This is a genomic window from Telluribacter humicola, from assembly GCF_017355935.1.
Lineage (GTDB): Bacteria > Bacteroidota > Bacteroidia > Cytophagales > Spirosomataceae > Telluribacter > Telluribacter humicola.
Map to the genome: position 1 here is coordinate 1,617,017 of NZ_JAFIQT010000001.1, position 20,369 is coordinate 1,637,385.

General features: G+C 52.3%; 11 protein-coding genes. 8 read left to right on the forward strand and 3 right to left on the reverse strand.

The genetic code is table 11. From position 1 onward, the window contains the following. Positions 1-52: 52 nt before the first annotated feature. The 3 genes from JUB14_RS07005 to JUB14_RS07015 form a co-directional block, all read right to left on the reverse strand. The gene (locus JUB14_RS07005; protein ID WP_207505151.1) at positions 53-3,022 is read right to left on the reverse strand and encodes a serine hydrolase domain-containing protein; all 2,970 of its coding nucleotides are present in this window, start codon (positions 3,020-3,022) and stop codon (positions 53-55) included. Positions 3,023-3,124: 102 nt separating this feature from the next. Then, positions 3,125-4,297, reverse strand: coding sequence for a chromate efflux transporter (chrA, locus tag JUB14_RS07010; RefSeq protein ID WP_207505152.1), 1,173 nt, complete (start codon positions 4,295-4,297; stop codon positions 3,125-3,127). Between the two features lie 132 nt (positions 4,298-4,429). Continuing rightward, entirely contained in the window at positions 4,430-5,386 is a 957-nt protein-coding gene (locus JUB14_RS07015; protein WP_207505153.1) for an isopenicillin N synthase family dioxygenase, read from the reverse strand. A 311-nt stretch (positions 5,387-5,697) separates the two neighbouring features. Here JUB14_RS07015 and JUB14_RS07020 point away from each other — a divergent pair, with 311 nt between their 5' ends. From JUB14_RS07020 to JUB14_RS07055, 8 genes are all read left to right on the forward strand, one after another. After that, a complete protein-coding gene (locus JUB14_RS07020; protein ID WP_207505154.1) occupies positions 5,698-7,299 on the forward strand; it encodes a tetratricopeptide repeat protein in 1,602 nt (533 codons plus the stop codon). A gap of 262 nt (positions 7,300-7,561) precedes the next feature. Beyond that, positions 7,562-10,318 carry a TonB-dependent receptor gene (locus JUB14_RS07025; protein WP_207505155.1) on the forward strand — a complete coding sequence of 919 codons (2,757 nt, stop codon included), beginning with the start codon at positions 7,562-7,564 and terminating at the stop codon, positions 10,316-10,318. 47 nt (positions 10,319-10,365) lie between these two features. Next, on the forward strand, positions 10,366-11,631 hold the full coding sequence (locus tag JUB14_RS07030) for a beta-helix domain-containing protein (protein ID WP_207505156.1): 1,266 nt from the start codon (positions 10,366-10,368) through the stop codon (positions 11,629-11,631). 49 nt (positions 11,632-11,680) lie between these two features. Beyond that, positions 11,681-12,760 carry a phytase gene (locus JUB14_RS07035; protein ID WP_374757795.1) on the forward strand — a complete coding sequence of 360 codons (1,080 nt, stop codon included), beginning with the start codon at positions 11,681-11,683 and terminating at the stop codon, positions 12,758-12,760. A gap of 257 nt (positions 12,761-13,017) precedes the next feature. Further along, complete coding sequence (locus tag JUB14_RS07040; RefSeq protein ID WP_207505157.1) at positions 13,018-13,623, forward strand: RNA polymerase sigma factor; 606 nt, start codon at positions 13,018-13,020, stop codon at positions 13,621-13,623. A 92-nt stretch (positions 13,624-13,715) separates the two neighbouring features. Next, positions 13,716-14,819 carry a FecR family protein gene (locus tag JUB14_RS07045; protein ID WP_207505158.1) on the forward strand — a complete coding sequence of 368 codons (1,104 nt, stop codon included), beginning with the start codon at positions 13,716-13,718 and terminating at the stop codon, positions 14,817-14,819. Between the two features lie 188 nt (positions 14,820-15,007). Continuing rightward, positions 15,008-18,568: a TonB-dependent receptor gene (locus tag JUB14_RS07050; protein ID WP_207505159.1), complete on the forward strand. Its 3,561-nt coding sequence runs from the start codon at positions 15,008-15,010 to the stop codon at positions 18,566-18,568. A 56-nt stretch (positions 18,569-18,624) separates the two neighbouring features. Beyond that, positions 18,625-20,289: a RagB/SusD family nutrient uptake outer membrane protein gene (locus JUB14_RS07055; RefSeq protein WP_207505160.1), complete on the forward strand. Its 1,665-nt coding sequence runs from the start codon at positions 18,625-18,627 to the stop codon at positions 20,287-20,289. Positions 20,290-20,369 lie beyond the last annotated feature (80 nt).

The window sequence follows — 20,369 nt, forward strand, 5'->3', positions numbered from 1 at the left end:
AAGTAGAAAAAGCCGCGAAAGCGGCTTTTTCTACTATTAAAATTAGTCCTGGTTACTTCTTATAAATCTGCTCGTACACGGCGTCCATAATGGCGGTGCGGATGTTGAGTTGCGAGATCTTGTTGTTGTCACGCGTAGGGTACACCCGGTTGGACAGGAATACGTAGTTGAGGTTGACAGCCGGGTCCATCCATACCATAATACCCGTAAAGCCGGTATGGCCGTAGCTCATGGGGTGAGCATATTTAGGAGCGTTGCCGGTATAATGGAAGGTAGGCTTATCAAAACCAATTCCCCGGCGGCTTCCCGTTTCAGGATACTGATATCTTGTGAATTCGGTCAATACATCAGGGCTCAACAGCTGATTGCCGCCGTAATATCCTTTCTGAAGGTACATCTGCGTCACCTTCATCAGGTCATTGGCATTACCGAATAGTCCGGCGTGGCCACTGAATCCTGCCAGCATCACGGCACCTTCGTCGTGTACTTTACCACGGATGACCGTCTGACGGAAGAATGTATCGCGCTCGGTGGGTACTATACGGTTGATATCATAAAAGCGTAGTGGATTGTAGGTCAAAGTACTAGCTCCTAACTTACTGTAGTAGTGCTTCTTAAGGTACTCTTCCATCTCCATACCGGTCTGGTTTTTGACGATTTGCGGATAGAGGTAGAAAGAAAAGTCGCTGTATACATAGCCGGGCTCCGGATTCAGAGGAGAGTCGCGGATAGCCTTGAATATCTTCTGGGGATAGTCTTTGTGCAGGTACAGGCTGTCCTGAACCACCTCAATCGGAAAGTCCTCCGACTTCCGGGTAGTGAAGGTGTTTTTCTTCCAGGTGCCATTCGGATTTTTAGCGTCACGCCAGAAAGGAATCCATGCCTTCAATCGGGCCTGATGAGTCAGTACATCCCGCCATTTCAGGTCTGCTTTGTTGGAGCCTTTAAAGAAGGGCAGGTAGTCCTTCATGGTAGCATCCAGACTAAACTTCTTCTGATCCCAAAGGCTCATCAGCGCCAGGGTAGAGGCGGACACTTTGGTAACCGAAGCGAGGTCAAACAGATCGCTCAGCTGCGTGGGCTCTTCCTGCTCGTAGGTATGGGTACCGTAGGCTTTTCTGAAAAATACCTTTCCGTCCTTAGCCAGCTGTACTACGCATCCGGGGGTAGCTTTCTGAGCAATGGCGTAGTTGGCAATAGAGTCGATCTTATAGGTGATAATCTTCGAATCCAGTCCTAGCTCCTCGGGAATCGTGTACTTCAGCCGTCCGATGGCAGGCAGTTCGATACCGGCTCCGTAGGCAAAGCGCTCGTTCACCGTTACAGGTAGCTTTCCCTTGGCCGGTATAGCACCAAAGACTAACTGAGCCGCCAGGTCTTCCGTGTAAGGTGTCATCTGGTAGGTCATCACCAGGGCTTTCGCCTGTTCGGGGTTTTGTACCTTGTTCAGCACGTACGGATTGCCGAAAAGACTTACTACCGCCTTCCCCGTAGCCGTAAGCTGGTTGAGTATCGCATTCATCTGCTCGGTAAGGCCAAAGTTCAGGCGGGGCGATACGCTGTTGAGGTGTACTCCCACCAGCAGCAGGTTGTAGTCGTTGAGCTTGGCGTTAAGTGCAGCGAGTTGTGCTTCGGTAGGACGAGCGGGGATACTGATGGTATCCACCTTCGTATACAGACCAGCTATCTCCTGGAACTTGGTTGGCTTATCAGCTCCCAGGGATATAGCCGCTATTTTGAGCGTATCCAGGCGCTGAAGCGGCAGCAGGCCGCCGTCGTTTTTCAGTACCGTCAGCGCGTTTTCAACCATGAGTCGGTTGGTCAGTTCGGCGGCTTTGGGATTCAGATCCTCTACCAGATTATTCATATCAACAGGCTTCAAGCGATCCAGTCCTACCCAGGCTTTGGCGGCCAGTACCTTGCGCACGCGGTCGTCGATTTGGGCCTGTGTGATCTTACCCTCCGCGATGGCCTTCTTTATTTCGGCGATGGCCATGGGTACATCTTCCGTAAACTCCAGTATATCCATACCTGCTTCCAGACCCATGGCGTCAGCCTTGCCGTTGGAGAAGTACTTGGTAACGCCCTTCATGTTCATGGCATCGGAGTAGGTCAGCCCGTTGAAGCCCAGCTTGAACTTCAGCAGGTCGGTCACGATGGGCTTCGAGAGCGTAGAGGGCAGGTTAGGCGTATTGTCCAGCGCGGGTATGCTCAAGTGCGCGATCATCATACCGCTCAGGCCGTTGTTGATCAGCACCCGGAACGGATACAGTTCCAGGGAGTCCAGTTGGGTAATATCTTTTCCGATCACAGGCAGGTCGTAGTGTGAATCTACTCCTGTATCGCCGTGGCCGGGGAAGTGCTTGGCACTGGTCAACAAGCCGTGGTCCTGCATCCCTTTCATATAAGCTACTGCCTTCTCGGCTACCCGGTACTTATTTTCTCCGAACGAGCGGAAGCCAATGACCGGGTTATTGGGATTATTGTTGACGTCAGCTACGGGCGCAAAGTTGATATGTACCCCCAGGCGGCGCGCCTGCTGGGCCAGTTGCGCTCCCATCTGATAGATGAGGTCGTCGTGGCCCTGCATGGCCCCCAGGGTGATCTGGTAGGGGTAGCGGACGGTACTGTCGATGCGCATGGCTAAGCCCCATTCGGCATCCATGGCTACCAGCAGAGGTACTTTGGATATAGACTGAAAGTAGTTGGTCAGCCGGGCCTGTGGTACCGGTCCTCCCTGGAAGAACACCACGCCTCCGATCTTGTTTTCCCGGATTAGCTTCGCCACAAATGCCGGATTGCTGCGGGCGGTGTCAATAAGAGCCCGTCGGGTATCCGACGTAGCGGCCACCATGATCAGCTGAGCGATACGTTCGTCGGGCGTAAGGGTCGCGAATACGGAGTCAACCCACTGGCGATTGGCACCTAGAAAATCAGGCGGTGTACTGATCTGGGCAAAGGCAGAAAAATGATAAGTTAAAAAGGTAATAGTCAGACAGAGGACCGTCAGTACTTTCTTCATGGGTTTGGAATAAATTAAAATACTTTCAAAGTTTGGAAATCCCCGGCAGGATTGCAACCCTGTATAGTACGAATATCAGCGAAGTTTCTGATATAGAGTTGCTCAAAAAACGAGTCCCAGTAAGAGGCCACCCAGGATGATGAGGTAGGAGGGAACGCGGGTAAAGTAAAGAATGAGCAGGGTACCTACCACCGTAAGCAGGGGCTGTATCTGCGTCGCCATGGGCTGAAACAGGATAATAGCGGCGGCTATGGTCAGTCCGCAACTGGCCGCGTGGATACCATCCAGCGAAGCCCGGATACCCCGGTACTTCTTCAGCTGGTCCCAGAAACGGTACACAAAAAAGATCAGGAAGGTACCCGGAAGAAAAATAGCGACCGTGGCTATAATAGCTCCCAGTATCTGGCCGCTGATGCCGTATTCCTGCATGGACATACCACCCACGTAGGTAGATATAGAGAAAACCGGCCCCGGTACTACCTGTGTGAGGGCCATACCGGACAGAAACTCCTGCCGGGTCAGGTAGTGCTTAAATACCACAAACTCGTTATAGAGCATCGGGATCAGTACCTGTCCGCCCCCAAATACCAAACTACCGTTGCGGTAGAAATTCTCGAACAGACGTACGGGTAGCGATCGGGTAATGGCACCCAGTGACGCCGCTGCCACCAGTACTCCCAGCCACAGGAAGAAGTTGGCCCACTCGATGCGGAGCGGCTCTTTGTCCATGACCTGATGCTGGCGGTAGTTGAGTGAAGCCACCACTCCACCGATCAGGATGAGCAGGGGCGTCACGTAGGGGGAGGGATACAAAAGGGTAGCTGCCGTAGAGAACAGAACCAGTACCCATCCCTGTATGCCATGCACTACTTTCTGGGTGATACGATACCCGCCAAACATCAGGAAGGCCACCGCCATGGGGCCTACAAACCGGGTAAAGGACAGGGATATATTATTGACTTCCAGGTAATGTGTGCCAATGGCCGCCAGGGTCATAAGTACCATGGCCGGGAAAGACCAGACCAGCAACGTAAGGTAAGCCAGGTTGGGACCGCCAATCTTGAAGCCCAGCGCCGTGACGGTCTGGGTAGAGGTAGGGCCGGGAAGTATCTGGCAGAGCGCCTGCAGTTCGAGGAGTTCTTCCTCGGTGAGGTAGCCGCGCTTTTGTACGAGTCGTTCCAGCATCATCATCAGGTGTACCTGAGGTCCGCCAAAAGCCGTACAGGCAAGTAGCAGGATGTCTCTCAGATAAATGATATACCGGAACTTCCGCATTAATAAGTGGGGTAGTGGGAATAGTCTGTAAAAATGGTAAAAAAAGAACTTCCTGCGTAGTATATGCAGGAAGTTCTTTACGAAAAGGCAATATTCTTTAACAAGACACAGCTTGTATTAAGACAGCTGCGCTTATTTTTTCAAACCAAGTTCACGCAGACGCTCATCCAGGAACTCACCGGCCGTCATGTCCGTGTATAGCTTGGGATGTTGCTCATCGATACAGCTTTCCAGCGAAGTCAGGTTCATATCGCCACGAGGGTGCATAAAGAAAGGAATCGAGTAGCGCGAAGTACCCATCTTTTCACGCGGTGGGTTCACCACGCGGTGGATGGTAGACTTAAGCTTGTGGTTGGTGAGGCGGTCGAGCATATCTCCTACGTTCACCACGATCTGGTCGGGCAGGGCTGTGATAGCGATCCACTCGCCGTCACGACGCAGCACTTCCAGACCTTCCGCACTGGCTCCCATCAGCAGCGTAATGAGGTTGATATCACCGTGAGCGGCAGCGCGTACAGCTCCCTCGGGTAGCAAGTCCGGATTTTCGATGGGGAAGTAGTGCAGCGCCCGCAGGATGCTGTCCCCGTTGCGTACTTTGTCTTCGAAGTAGTCCTCGGGTAGTTCCAGGTAGATGGCAATCGCCCGCAGAAGGGTCTTGCCCGTATTTTCGAAGGTACTATATACCTGCTGAGTATACCTCTGGAATTCAGGTACCTCCTCCGGGAATATATTCTTGAACATAGTACCTTCGGGATCAGGCTGACCTACATGGTAAAACTCCTTCAGGTCGGCAACTTTGAAGCCCTTTGCGGTTTCTTTGCCTTTCCCGATATAGCCGCGCTGACCGTGCAGTTCCGGAAATTCGTATTTCTTTTTGACTTCTTCGGGTTGTTTGAAAAACCGCTCCACCGATGAGTAGAGATTGTGGCGGAGTTCTTCATTCAATCCGTGGTTCTTAATGGCCACGAATCCAATGTTATTAAAAGCAGCACCCAGGTCTGCTACAAATTTCGCTTTTCGCTCCGGATCACCCGAGGTAAATTCGGCCAGATCGAGCGAGGGTACTTTATCCAGCAATGCTTGTTCCATAGTAGTAATTTTTTACAAATTTCAGGACAATCTGTTGTTTATGCAACTATAACTTGAGGCAGTACCGAAGAAGGAAATCTGGTGGGAGGATTAACAAAGAGCATAAGCCAGATAGTGACCCCTGGAAGTCCCTTTCTCTCCTTCGCCTTTTCCTCCCTTCCTCCTTCCCAATGTTAACAATTTGTGAACTTACCGGCTGCCGTATGGGAAATGGCTAATTTGCGACAATGAATCAGCCCGTTACTGCATCCGTGTTACGTTTTGTTTACAACACCCGAGGCCTTGACATGTTTTGGATGAGGTCCCTGCTCATGGTCTTTTTAGCCGGAATCTTAACCACAAGCATCGCCGCCGGGAGCCCTCTCTCCATCAATTATCGCCTGGAAACAGAAAAAGCAGGGGCGGAGGAGCGCCCGGATTCATTACTGCTGCAGCTTCGTAAAAACTACGCCCGGGCGGTCAGCGATAAGAAGGAGGTAGAGGCGGCGCGCTACCTGCACGAGATGGGTCGGGTCATGTACCAGACGGGTTACTATCCGCAGGCGCTGGACTACTACCAGCAGGCCGAGAAGCGATTCAGGGAGCAACAGCAGGATGAGCACCTGGCCCGCAACCTCAACGACCAGGGACTGCTGTACTACTATAGCCATCAGCCGGATCAGGCCCGCCAGTACTATGACAAAGCCCTGGCTATCTACCAGCAGAGAGGGGACCGGGCAGGACGGGCCGAGACACTAGGCAAAATAGGACATCTCTACGAAAAACAGCAACGCTACGACAGGGCCTTCCACCTACAGCGTCAGGCCCTGGCCGATTATCAGCGTGTAGACCACCAGGCAGGTACCGCCAAGATCTACGAAAATCTGGGCAGTATATATGAGGATCTGGAGCAGTACGACTCAGCCTACGTGAATTATAGCAAAGCCCTGCTGATCAATAAAAAGAATGGCAACGAAATAGCTCAGATCGAAATCCTCAACAACCTGGGAGATGTACTTCGCAAAACGGGTCGCTATCGTCAGGGAATGGCTTACAGCTGGCAGGCCCTGGCGCTGGCTCAGCAAAAGGGGGTACGCTATCAGCTTACGAGTGCCTACAATGACCTGGCTAAAGGCTATAACCTGCTCAACCGTAACGACAGCGCTTACTACTACCTCTCACTGAGCCGCAGGTACCAGACTGATATTTATTCAGAAGAGGCCAATAAGCAGATGGCTCTGCTCCAGACGCTGTATGATCTGGAAAAGAAAGACAACGAAATAGAGAGCCTGACCCACGAGCAGGAGCGGGCCCGGCTCATTACGGGGTCGGTGGTACTGATCGTGCTATTAGTAGTTGTTGTTGGGGGATTAGTTATCAGCCGCCAGCGTCTCAAGCTCAAAAACGAGCAGGTGCTCCGCAGCCAGAACGAGGCCCGGAACCAGCTCATGTTGATGGAGCTGAAAAACAAAAAGCTGGAAGAGGAGTCGCTGAGGCAGCAGCTGGAAGTAAATGCCAAGGGGCTCACCTCCCATACATTGCACCTGATCGAAAAGAATCAGTTTCTGGACGGCCTGCGTAGTACCATGGAGTCGATGGTAAAGGAAGAAAAGCGTGACCAAAAAAAGCAGCTGAAGCAGCTCATCGAACAGATCCAGCAGAACATCACCCATGACGATCACTGGAACGAGTTCAGGACTGTTTTTGAGCAGGTACACCAGTCGTTTCTGACCCGGCTGCAGCAGCAGTGCGACAACCTTACCACCAACGATATTCGCCTAGTAGCGCTCATCCGCATGAATCTTGACTCACGCGATGTGGCTACGCTACTCGGTGTCTCGACCGATAGCCTCAGGGTAATACGGTACCGCCTGCGCAAAAAACTTAACCTCCCCCAGGGCGATAGCCTTTCTGCCTACATCCAGTCCATCTGAGTGCGCTTAACATTGACATAACAGTATCGTAATACAAAGATAATGGCTCCTTGTTAACGCAGGTGGCGCTTGTAGATCAGGTAGTTAAGTGCTATTTGTTACGGTTGTTAACGCTTTGTTTATGGTAGGTAACCCGATGTTGCCTGTTTGTTAACGCTCCTGATTTGGAGCACTGCCCCTACTGTATTCACCTTCGTGCTGTCGTTTGACACCCGCCCCTGCTCAACGGGTCGGGCTATGGTTAAAAAAATAGATTGCACTAATGGCACGTACTCCTTTACTCCTCCTACTTCTGTGTTTGCTTGTTGGAAGCGCCTCGTCGCAGGTACTCCGGGGGAGGATTGTGGAAGCCGAAACTGGTGAGCCTATAGTAGGCGTCACGCTACTTCTCGAAAATACCAGCTACCACGACGTCTCCGGCCTGGACGGCTCTTTTGCCATTGCTAATCTACCCAAAGGCGACTACCGGCTTGTGGTCCGGCACGTATCCTATGCATCCCAAACGCTGGATGTGAAGGTACCTATGCCACAGGCTCAGCCACTTAATTTGTCCCTGGCACCGGCCGTGTACAGTACCCTGAGTGAAGTAGCCGTGGTAGGAAAACGGGACGGCGCTTCCGAAACGACCGCCCGCTCCATGGAGCGCAACGCCAGTCAGGTCCTAAATATCGTATCGGGCAAAGCCATTGAGCTTTCGCCCGACCTGACGGTAGCCAACGTCATTCAGCGGGTATCGGGGGTATCGGTAGAGCGTAACAGCAACGGGGACGGACAGCACGCCATCCTGCGCGGCATGGACAAACGCTACAACTATACCCTGGTCAACGGCGTAAAGATCCCCAGCCCCGACAACAAGTACCGCTACGTACCGCTCGATATATTCCCGGCGGAGCTGCTGGATCGCCTGGAAGTGGTAAAGGCCCTGACCCCCAATATGGAGGGTGACGCTGTGGGTGGAGTCATCAATATGGTGATGAAAGACGCTCCTGATCACCTGGTGATATCGGGCAACCTGGCTACCGGCTACAATGAGCTGTTCATGCAGCGTCCCTTCACCAGCTACGACCACCGTAACATACAGTCTCGGTCGCCCTACGAGCGGTTTGGCAACCAGTATAGTGCTACACCAAAGGATTTCTCTAATGCAGCGGTTACCTACCGCTCGCAGTCGCCCCTGCCCAACCTGGTAGGAGGCCTTTCAATCGGCAATCAGTTCCTGAACCATAAGCTGGGGGTGCTGGTGGCCGGAAGCTTCCAGAATACCTACCGGGGGAGCAACAGTCTGTTTTTTGACTTCGAAACCGTGGATACCCTGCGCGGCGTCACCCTTAATAAGATGCGGGAGCGCGAGTACTCGGAGCAGCAGCGGCGCTACGGCCTGCATGCCAAAGTAGAATACCGCTTTAACGAACGCCACCGCCTGGAGTGGTACAACGCCTACATGAACCTGACCAACATTCAGGTCAGGGATCAGAAAACCACCCAACTCACCATTGGAGGCTATGATCCGGTGCTGGGCAACGCTACCCTCGGCTACTCGACCCGCTCCCGCCTGACGCGCCAGCAGATCCAAAACAATACTCTGCAGGGCCAGCACCAGTTGTGGGATGCCCTGATGCTTCGCTGGTCGGCGGTGTACTCGCTGGCTACCAACGAGGAACCCGACAACGTAACGGTACCGCTGGTGGGTATTCGCGAAAACTTCCTGGAGCGCCGTACTACCATTGACGATGCCTCGCGCCGCTGGGAACATAATACCGACCGTGACCTGGCTGCCTATCTTAATCTAACCTATACCCGCAAACTGGGTGAAATGGCTACTGAGTGGTCGGTAGGAGGACTATATCGTGATAAATCCCGCACCAACTTCTACAACAACTACCAGCTACGCCCTGCCAACCTGTTTGCCCGTTACGGGGAAGACTTTACGGAGTACTCGCAGATCCAGTGGACCATCCAGAACCCGCGCGGAGCGGTAGCCACGGCCCTCAACTATGACGCTGCCGAAACTATTCAGGCCGGGTACCTGCAGTTCAAGGGACAGGTCCATAATCTGGAAGTACTGAGTGGGGTACGGGCCGAGGCCACTGATCAGGGCTACACGATGAAGTTCCCCATCGGCGAGGGACGCCCTGCCAGCAGCCAGGTATATACCGACTGGCTCCCCAGCCTGCACCTGACGTACAAGCTACTGGGACATACCAACCTGCGGGCTTCCTACTTCCGATCTATTAACCGCCCGGGCTTTTTTGAGATTGTTCCCTATCGCATTGTCAACGAGGAGTACCAGGAGCGCGGGAATCCGGATTTGAGACGGACCATCGCTGACAACCTGGACCTGCGCTACGAGCGATACCCCAGCACGTCAGAGCAATTTATGGTAGGTGTTTTCTATAAATCCATCAAAGACCCCATTGAGTATACCCTGCAGCGCGACGCCATCCGGGGGCAGGACCAGTACTATTCGCCCGGCAACTTCGGTAACGCGGTCAACTACGGCCTGGAGGTAGACTACATCCGGTACCTGCGCCGGTGGGGCATCAAGGCCAACTACACCTATACACACTCTACCATCACAACGCTCAAGTCAAAGCGCATTCGTAACGAGAGCGGCGACCTCGAGACCATCCTGGTCAACCAGACCCGGCCCCTGTTCGGACAGTCGGCGCACGTGGCCAACCTGACGCTGCTCTTCAAGGATCCCCGTAGCCAGCTAGACGCCCAGCTGGCCGCGGGCTACACCGGCGACCGCATCAATACTGTATCGCAGTTTGTGGATAACGACCTGTGGCAGAAGGGATTTGTACAGGTGGATGCATCGCTGGAAAAGCGACTGGGCAAGGGCTGGAGCCTTTTTGCCAAGGCCAATAACCTGCTCAACACGCCCATGGAGGTGTACATCAACAACGTAAGCGCCCGCAATGACGGCATTCCGTTCCAGAAGGGAAGCCAGCGCACCCTGATCCGGCGCGACTACTACCAGCGCTCCTACATCCTGGGCGTACGCTACAAACTTTGAGTACTAAACAGTCAATCAATTAATAACAACAAACCATTACGTTAGAAATGAAGAAGGTATTTATGTACATGGCCGCCGTTGCCCTGCTTAGCTTCCAGGCTTGTAATAATAATGACACGGAGGTAACTCCCGTTGAGGAAAAACCAACCGTTGAGGAAGCGGTAGCCGGTGAAGTATCAGGTACCTGGAAAAAAGGAAGTACCTATAAGATCACGGGTCACCTGCAGATTCCCGCTGGCAAGTCTCTGACCATAGAAGAGGGTGTTACCGTACTGTTCAGTGACTCGGTAGTGAAGCCCGAGGTAGTAGTACTGGGTAACCTGTACAGCCTGGGTACCACCGAAGCACCCGTGAAGTTTACGGTACCCGATGCCTGGAAAACGGCTAAGAATGAATTCGGAAACCTGTGGGGAGGCCTCATCGCCGGTCCTAACGCTAATGAATTGGTGATCAAGAATACCATTCTGGAGTACGGTGGAGCCGTTACGACGGAGGAGTCTCCTTCGGTGAAGGCGGGCTTGTACAAGGCTGAAGCCGGTGAGCACGTACCTGTTATTTACTATCCGGCCCTCAACGGTAAGCTGGTAGTAATGAACAGCACGATCCGCAACTTCAACGAGGATGGTTTCTATATTGAAGGCGGTAAGGTGATCATTGCCAACAACCTGTTCTACACGACGGGTGTATCGGGTGGAGATGCTATCAATATTAAGTCAGGTGTACAGGCTGATATCGCTTTCAACCTAGTGTACAGTCCCAATACCAACGCTCTGAAGCTATCCAACTCCGGTGACCGCAGCCCTCAGGCGTACATTGTAGGCTACAACAACACCATCATTAACGCGGGCTGGCGTCGTCCTACTACCAAAGGTGGATCTATCTGGCTGGAAAAGTCGGTGCGGGCTGACCTGTACAACAACCTTCTGGCCAACGACCGCTTTGGTATCAAGCGTGACAAAGGCGCTCCCGAGGATAACCGCTCCGTGATTGGTACTACGCTGTACTACGGCCACAGTGAGGATGCTGTGAAGCAGTTCCAGCCTTCTACCGAAATCATCGCCGGTGTAAATGACCTGCTGGCTGCCAAGGTAGGTGACAACGATCCTAAGTTCGTAAACTACCCCCTGAGCACCAGCATGACCAATCCTACTTTTAATACTGCCTGGGATTTCCACCTGCAGACAGGTTCACCCGCGCTGGGCAAAGGCCGCACCGACTTCACCCGCCTGTATGCCGATGGCCTTGTTATCAACGGTGTAACGTATAAGTCGCCCGCGCCTGCTACCCACATCGGTGCCTTTGGTACCAAGTAAGCGGTAGCCCCTTTTATAGTTTTGATAGTCGTTGTTAATTGACACAATTTTGAAGAATTACATTCAACTAATTATCGGATGCAGCCTGTTGGCCTATGGATGCCAGACCGCCAACAGCCTGCATACCGACAGCGGAGTAGCCGACTCGTTAAGCGTAGTAGAGCCGATCTATGTAACAGAGCCGGTAGGGCATGATTCCGACGATCCGGCGGTATGGGTAAATCCTGCTGACTCTGCCCAAAGCCTGATACTAGGTACTGACAAAGACCAGGACGGTGCGCTGTACGTGTTCAACCTGGAAGGAAAAATCCAACACGATAAGGTAGTACGCGGCTTGCAGCGCCCTAACAACGTGGATGTGGAGTACGGCCTGATGCTGGGTGGCAAGCCTACCGATATTGCCGTTGTGACCGAGCGCTTCACGCATAAGCTGCGCATCTTCTCTCTGCCCGATATGAAGCCCCTTGACCAGGGAGGTATCGAGGTATTTGAAGGGCAGACGGGTAAAGAAGAGCGTGACCTGATGGGCATTGGCCTCTATCGTTCTAAGGCGGGACAGATCTACGCCATCGTAGGCCGCAAAACCGGCCCCACCGATGGTACTTACCTGTGGCAGTACCTCCTGGAAGACAACAGCAGCGGACAGGTGAAAGGGACGCTGGTGCGTAAGTTTGGAGCCTACAGCGGGCTGAAAGAGATCGAATCCATTGCCGTAGATGATGAGCTTGGCTATGTGTACTACTCTGATGAAGGTAAAGGCGTACGGAAGTACTACGCCGATCCTGAGAAAGGAAATAAGGAGCTGGCCCTGTTTGCCACCACCGGTTTTGCCGCCGATCACGAAGGCATCTCCATCTACCAGACGTCGCCCACCACGGGTTACATTCTGGTGTCGGACCAGCAGCACAACCAGTTTCATATTTTCCGTCGTGAAGGCGAAGCCGGGGCACCGCACCAGCATAATGAGCTGAAGGTAGTCCGGGTAAGAGCGGCGGAGAGCGATGGCTCCGAGGTAGTGTCGCTTCCCCTCGACCGGCTTTTCCAGAAGGGTCTTTTCGTAGTCATGAGCAACGACCGGACGTTCCACCTATACCGCTGGGAAGATATAGCCGGAACAGAACTTCAGTAGTAGCTGATCAAGAAGGCTTCGTATAGAAATGAGCATACGTCCGGCCCCTGGGGCTGGACGTATTTTTTTGTAAAAGCTACCTATTTAAATATAACTAGATGAAAAAAAGTAACTAAGAATAGTACTATTAAGTAAATAGGCGAGTTGGTATGATTCCATACTTTTATTTTGATATTTTTATAAAATGCAGAATACTATTTTATTAGAATATCGGACTACATACATTTGGTTTAGCTGGTTTACTTTTGGCTATATCTATGTCACCTGGTCTTTTAAAAAATACAGATGATGCCGTGCTCTGGAACTACCTTAGGGAAGGAGACGAGGAGGCTTACACCGAGCTGGCCAGGCGGTACTATCGGACCATGCTTCAGTACGGTCAGAAGTTTACGCCTAATGTTCAGATGATCGAGGATGCCATTCAGGACCTGCTGGTGCATCTGTGGCTGCACCGTGCCTCCCTCAACGACACGCCTTCTGTTAAGTTCTACCTGCTCAAATCATTCCGTCACCGTATTCTCAAAGCCATAAAGCCCCATTCAAACGAAGTCGAGCTCACCGAACGCTTTGAAGACCTGCTTCCGGACCATTCGTGCGAGGACTCCCTCATCCGCAGCGAAAACGACCAGGCTCTTACCCATCAGGTCCAGGTAGTACTTGACCAGCTCCCTGCGCGCCAGCAGGAGGTGATCTACCTCCGTTTCTTCCAGAATCTTAAGCCCGAAGAAATTGCGGGTCTTCTCTCCATCAATCCCCAATCCGTCAGCAACATTATTCAACGGGCTCTTGGCAACCTCCGTGAGTTGTGGCCTACTGTACAACCGTATGCTTTGCTTTTTTATGCTTATTGCCAAACATTGTAGTATTATTTAAATAATTTTAAAAATTTCCTTCCGCAAGTGAGTATCCAGGCCATAGAATCGGATACTAGTAGAAATAGCACAACAATCCGCGCATGCATCGCTCCTATACCGGCTTACTAGACGCCCTGCTGGCCAATCCTGATTTCCTGCAATGGGCCAGAGGGGAGAAGCCTGAGGATGATGCACGGTGGGACCAATGGGTGGGCAATAATCCTGACCGCAGAGAGATTCTGCAGAAAGCCCGGGTACTGGCGAAGGTCATGGAGGAGGCTCCGGTCGAAGTATCTGACGACTATATAGAATCCAGGATCAGGCAGGCCCTGACTATTGCCAAGCAGAAGGAGGTGAAGTCCTCCCAGGTGCGAAAGCTACTACCAGCCATAGGCTACCGTTGGGCGGTAGCAGCCTCGCTGCTGCTGGCGGTGGGAATAGGCATGGTCATTTACGGAATGCGGAAAGACAACTCTCATGATGCAGTAGTGCTGGCGAAGGAGGAAAGGGGGCAGGCGGCTGACTCTACCCGGATACTGAATATGGACCGCGTGGTAAAGTATGTCCAGCTGCCGGACGGAAGCTCCGTGGTACTCCACCGAAACAGCAGCATCCGGTTCCCCAACCGGTTCGACCCGGCCAAACGGGAAGTGTACTTATCAGGGGAAGCATTCTTTGAAGTGACCAAAAATCCGGCGCAGCCTTTCTATGTGTATGCCAATGAGCTGGTGGCGCAGGTACACGGGACGAGTTTCAGCGTCAAAGCAGGCCATCAGGACGGGCAGGTAGAGGTAGCCGTAAAGACGGGTAAGGTATGGGTATATACAAATAAGGAAGCGGAGGCGAGCAGGGGTGAGCCGGCAGCCAGACTCATACTGACTCAAAACGAGCAGGCGAGTTTTGACCGGAATAATCTGACGCTGGTACGCTCAACGCAGAAGAGCCCTGTACTCCTGAACCTGGTCATCGAACATCAGCCTTTTGCCTACTCTGAAGCTCCAATTGGTGAAGTATTCACCGCACTTAGCAAAGCGTATGGGGTAGATATTGAATACAACAAGGACCAGATGGCCAACTGCAGTATTACGGCTACGCTGGGGGATGAGCCACTGGAAAATAAGATCAAATGGATCTGTACGATACTGGAGGCCGACTACGAGATTACCGAGGAGAAGATACATATCAGAGGAAATTCCTGTCTATGAATTAATAACCTAAACCCCTAACCCTATTCGATAAAACACACAGAGCACAAAAAAGGTGAACAGTGCGGCAACACCGTTCACCCCGATTGAAAATCCCCCGTTTCTAGGCTGGCGCAAAGAAAAGTCCCCATTGGGGATCAGGGAATTATTTTGCTGATTTTTTTATGAACAACAAAACAGTCAAAAGTATGAAAAAAACCTTTTACCAGCGGAAATACCTGCTTAGAATTATGAGAATCAGCCTCATACAGTTGTTTGTTATTATTCAGTTTTCGGGCTTATCCTTTGCTTCCAGCGGCTTTGCTCAGGAAGTACTGAATCGCCGACTGACGATCAGTGTCAAGGAAGAGCGGATAGGAGCGGCCCTCGAAAAGATCAGTAAGGCTTCGGGTGTTAACTTCATGTACAGCCCCGAGCTGATACGCTCACAGCGCAAGGTGACCTTCGATGCAAAAGAGGAGAAACTGGAGTCGGTACTGAGCAGCTTCCTGGCTCCCCTGCAGATCTCCTACGAAGTATCAGGTACTCAGATCCTCCTGAAAAGATCAGTTGCTAAGCCTGTAGATCAGCCGGAGGTGATCAAAACTTCTCAGAATGTGCTATTTCCGGTCAAAGGAAAAGTCGTGGATGGAAGTGGCGAAGGAATACCTGGAGCGACTGTGGTTGTAAAAAACAGCTCGGTAGGTACCACCACCGATGTGGATGGTAACTTCACCATCAATGTACCCGATGGAAGTACTACCCTGGTTGTATCCTCCATTGGCTTCCTGACGCAGGAAATCAATGTGGCCAATAAATCACAGGTAACAGTGACGCTGCAGGGCGATATCAAAACCCTGAGCGAAGTAGTCGTAACGGGTTATTCTTCTCAATCTAAAAGAGATATCACCGGTGCGGTATCTACCGTAGATGCTGCCGAGCTAACCAAAGTAGCGGCTCCTAACGTAGCCCAGCAGCTGCAGGGCCGCGTATCGGGCGTAACCGTAACCTCCAACAACACCCCCGGTGGTGAAGCTACCGTTCGTATTCGTGGTTTTGGGACGGTCAATGACAACGATCCGCTGTACATCATTGACGGGGTACCTACCAAAGGTGGCCTCAACAGCATCAACCCCAATAACATAGAGTCGATGCAGGTACTGAAAGATGCCTCTTCGGCTTCTATTTATGGTGCACGCGCGGCCAATGGGGTCATCATCATCACGACCAAGAAAGGAAAGATCGGGGCACCTCAGTTTACATTCAACGGCCGCACCGGTATCCAGACAGGTAAGGTGGATCTGGGCCTGATCAGAGATCCGCAGCTATTCGGTGACCTGCTCTGGACCCAGCGCCGGAACGCCGGTGTACTGACCAACGGCAATCCGTCACACCAGCAGTACGGTAACGGTCCTGCAGCCGTAGTACCTGACTACATACTGGCGGGTTCTGCCTATGGTCTGCCAGCCACGGATCCCCGGGTAAATCCTTCGCTGTACAACTACAATGCAGCTGGTTTCTACCAGATCGTAGAAGCAAATAAGGAAGGTACCGACTGGCACCAGGAAATCCTTCGACCGGCGCCTATTCAGGAGTACAACCTGGGAGCTACCGGTGGTACCGAAAGCGGCCGCTACGCCATCTCCCTGAACTACTTCAAGCAGGATGGGGTGATGATCCATACTACGTTTGACCGTTACTCACTTCGCTCTAACACGGAGTTTACGTTCAGGAAGCGGGTACGTTTCGGCGAAAATCTGGAAGTAAGCTACACCCAGAACAAAGGATACTACCACAACAACGGTACCGCCAGCACCGCCAACAACCAGGATGGTAACCCCATCGGTAACGGATATCGTATTCCTTCGATCATTCCGGTGTATGACATCATGGGTAACTTCGCGGCTACCCGTGCGGCTGGCCTTGGGCCCGCTACTAACCCGGTAGCCCAGCTCTGGAGATCGCGCAACAACCAGTTGAATACCTTCCGTGCCTTCGGAAACGTATACGCCGAAGCAGACATTATGAAGGACCTGGTGGCCCGGACGAGCATAGGTGTCGACTATACCAATGCCAACCGCGTATCCTACGTACTGATGGACCTGGAAGAGGCCGAGATTGAAGCCGCTAACTCACTGACCAATGCCAACGCCTACGATATCAACTGGACCTGGACCAACACGCTTAACTACAGCAAATCATTCGCTGATATACATAAGTTGAGCTTACTGGCCGGTACTGAAGCTATCAAAGGTTCAGGTAAAAACTTTACGGCAACCCGTACGACCTTCTTCTCGGAAGATCCATTATTCATGTACCTCAACTCGGGTACGGCCGGTATCAACAACAGTGGCACCGGTTACGAGTGGGCGCTCTTCTCAGTATTCGGTAAGGCTAACTACTCCCTCCTGGACCGCTACCTACTCGAAGCTACCGTACGTCGCGATGGCTCGTCGCGCTTCGGTCAGAACAACCGCTATGGTACCTTCCCGGCGTTCAGTGCCGGATGGCGCATCTCGCAGGAAGGATTCATGTCGGGTCTGACCTGGCTGGATGATCTGAAGCTGAGAGCAGGCTGGGGACAAACCGGTAACCAGGAGATAGGTAACTACAACGGTTTCAGTACCTACCGCTCTACCCTGAACCAGTCGTCTTACCCGATTAACGGTTCCAACAGCTCCGTAGTGGCTGGATTTGATACCGAAGCTTTTGGTAACCAGGATGCCAAGTGGGAAACTACTACGCAGACCAACATTGGTCTGGACGCGACCTTCCTGAAAGGCAAGTTTGGCTTCAACCTGGATGTATACAACCGTGTTACATCGGATATGCTGTACCAGGTAGCGCTGCCGGCCACGCAGGGGGTAGCTACTATACCTTTCGTGAACGTAGGCGAAATGAGCAACAAGGGACTTGACCTGGCTCTTAACTACAACGACAAAGCCCTGAACGGTGACCTGACCTACTCGGTAGGCCTTAACTTCTCTACCTATAAGAACAACGTAGTAAAGCTTAACAACAGCGCCACGGCCGTACTGCTGGGACCAGCTATCCGTAGCTATACCTGGACGCGCTCCGTAGCTGGTATGCCGCTGTACTCTTTCTACGGTCTGAAAATCGACGGTATCTATCAGAATCAGGGTGAAGTTGACGCCGGACCCAAGTACCCCGGTTACGCAGCGGTAGGTAAGTACAAGTACCAGGACACTGACGGTGACGGTACTATTACGGACAACGACCGTGTGTTCCTAGGTAATCCGCATCCTGACTTTACTTACGGTATCAACCTGAACCTGGGCTATAAGAACTTCGATTTCTCGGCCTTCCTGCAGGGGGTACAGGGCAACCAGGTACTTAATATGGTGAAGCGTTGGGTTGACTTTAACAACCAGGCCGGTAACCGTAGTCTCCGTATGCTGTACGACTCATGGACTCCTGAAAATCCTGACGCCGTACTGCCCATCCTGGATGCCAACGACAGCCGCAGCCAGCAGCCTTCCAGCTACTTCATTGAAGACGGCTCGTACCTGCGTATGAAGAACATCACCCTGGGCTATACACTGCCTACCACTGCGCTGTCAAAGATTGGCTTGTCAAGTGCCCGGGTGTACGTGCAGGCTCAGAACCTGTTCACCATCACCAAGTACAGCGGTATCGATCCTGAGATTACCTCGGTGGGTTCAACACCGGGTAGTACTGTGCTGGGTATCGATCAGGGTAACTACCCAAGCGCCAAAATGTACCAGATCGGAATCAACTTCGGATTCTAATCCGCGGGTGTAGTAAGAAGTATTTTATCTAAGAACCTCAAGTCTATTCTAAGTATATGAAAAAGAAAGTCTTAGTAGTTGCGGCATTGGTCAGCATGGGAATGATGACTTCCTGTGGCAGCGAGTTTCTGGAAACCACTCCGCTGGGTGTAGCCAATGAGCAGATGCTCGCCAACAAAGCAGGTGTAAACGCGGTGTTGATCGGGGCGTACAGCTTACTGGATGGAGTAGGAGCCGGGCCAACCAACACGGCATCATCCAGTAACTGGATCTACGGATCGGTAGCGTCGGATGATGCTTATAAAGGTAGTGACGTAGGGGATCAGGCTCAGATCACCACCATCGAGCGGTATCAGAACCAGGCCGATATTGGTGCCTTTAACGATAAGTGGGTAGCTATTTACGATGGCGTATCACGCTCCAACGATGTACTTAAGCTGATCGCAAAAGCAAACGATATGTCCGAGGCGGAGAAAAAGCAGGCCATGGGCGAAGCCCGCTTCCTGCGGGCCTGGTACCACTTCGAAGCCAAAAAGCTCTGGAACATGGTACCTTACGTGGACGAAAACGTAACTGACTACATCAACCTGCCGAACGATAAGGATATATGGCCTAACATTGAGGCTGATTTCCAGTACGCGATAGATAACCTTTCCGAGACCAAAGCGGCCGTAGGTAGAGCCAGTAAGTGGACGGCCAAAGCCGTACTGGCCAAAGCACACATGTACCAGAGCGACTACGCGGCGGCCAAGCCTCTGCTGGACGATGTGATCACTAATGGGCCGTTCTCGCTGGTCAACAGCTACCACGACAACTTCCGGATTGCTACCGAAAACAACACTGAGTCGGTATTTGAAGTACAGATGTCGGTAGGTGATGGTGGACTTGGTCAGAATGGTAGCTGGGGCGATAACTGGAACTTCCCCTACGGATCGGCTCCCGGTGGTTGCTGCGGTTTCTACCAGCCTTCCCAGAACCTGGTGAATGCTTTCAAGACCGATGCCAACGGTTTGCCCCTGCTGGATACTTTTAATGAGGTAGATGTGAAGAATGACGAAGGCCTGGCTTCATCGGCTGCCTTTACTCCCTACGAAGGTACCCTGGACCCCCGTCTGGACTGGACCGTAGGCCGCAGAGGTATCCCCTTCCTGAACTGGGGTGTACACCCCGGTAGAAACTGGATCCGTGATCAGAGCTTTGGTGGTCCGTATACCTTTAAGAAATTCTTTGCCTATAGCGGCGAAAACGCCGGAGCTGAGTCTCCCCGTGCCAACTCCAATAACTACCGTGCCCTGCGCTTTGCTGACATATTGCTGATGCGTGCCGAAGTAGCCGTAGAAGAAGGCGACCTGGACACCGCGCTGAAGATCGTAAACCAGATCAGAACTCGTGCCGGTAACGTAGTCGTAACCACGGCCGATGGGAAGCCTGCCGCTAACTACCTGGTAAAGCCTTACCCGTCATTCCCAAGTCAGGAGTACGCCCGCAAAGCGGTACGTTTTGAGCGTCGTGTGGAACTGGCGATGGAAGGTCACCGCTTCTTTGACCTGGTGCGCTGGGGCGTAGCTGATCAGACGCTGAACGCGTACCTGGCCAAAGAGAGTCAGAAGAGAACCTACCTGAACGGAGCTACCTTCGTCAAGGGTAAGAATGAGTACTTCCCGATCCCACAGGCTCAGATTGATATCATGGGAGCCAGTGTCCTGAAACAGAATCCCTAAACTCTTTATTCGCCTGCCTCCTATATATCTGAGGCAGGCGAAAATTTTATAGGTAAAAACGGTACCTCACCGTGTTTTTA

What these genes read in the sequence shown, in the direction of transcription:
- JUB14_RS07005 (WP_207505151.1), bottom strand. Translation starts at nt 3,022, where the DNA reads ATGAAGAAAGTACTGACGGTCCTCTGTCTGACTATTACCTTTTTAACT.
- chrA (WP_207505152.1), bottom strand. Translation starts at nt 4,297, where the DNA reads ATGCGGAAGTTCCGGTATATCATTTATCTGAGAGACATCCTGCTACTT.
- JUB14_RS07015 (WP_207505153.1), bottom strand. Translation starts at nt 5,386, where the DNA reads ATGGAACAAGCATTGCTGGATAAAGTACCCTCGCTCGATCTGGCCGAA.
- JUB14_RS07020 (WP_207505154.1), top strand. Translation starts at nt 5,698, where the DNA reads ATGGTCTTTTTAGCCGGAATCTTAACCACAAGCATCGCCGCCGGGAGC.
- JUB14_RS07025 (WP_207505155.1), top strand. Translation starts at nt 7,562, where the DNA reads ATGGCACGTACTCCTTTACTCCTCCTACTTCTGTGTTTGCTTGTTGGA.
- JUB14_RS07030 (WP_207505156.1), top strand. Translation starts at nt 10,366, where the DNA reads ATGAAGAAGGTATTTATGTACATGGCCGCCGTTGCCCTGCTTAGCTTC.
- JUB14_RS07040 (WP_207505157.1), top strand. Translation starts at nt 13,018, where the DNA reads ATGTCACCTGGTCTTTTAAAAAATACAGATGATGCCGTGCTCTGGAAC.
- JUB14_RS07045 (WP_207505158.1), top strand. Translation starts at nt 13,716, where the DNA reads ATGCATCGCTCCTATACCGGCTTACTAGACGCCCTGCTGGCCAATCCT.
- JUB14_RS07050 (WP_207505159.1), top strand. Translation starts at nt 15,008, where the DNA reads ATGAAAAAAACCTTTTACCAGCGGAAATACCTGCTTAGAATTATGAGA.
- JUB14_RS07055 (WP_207505160.1), top strand. Translation starts at nt 18,625, where the DNA reads ATGAAAAAGAAAGTCTTAGTAGTTGCGGCATTGGTCAGCATGGGAATG.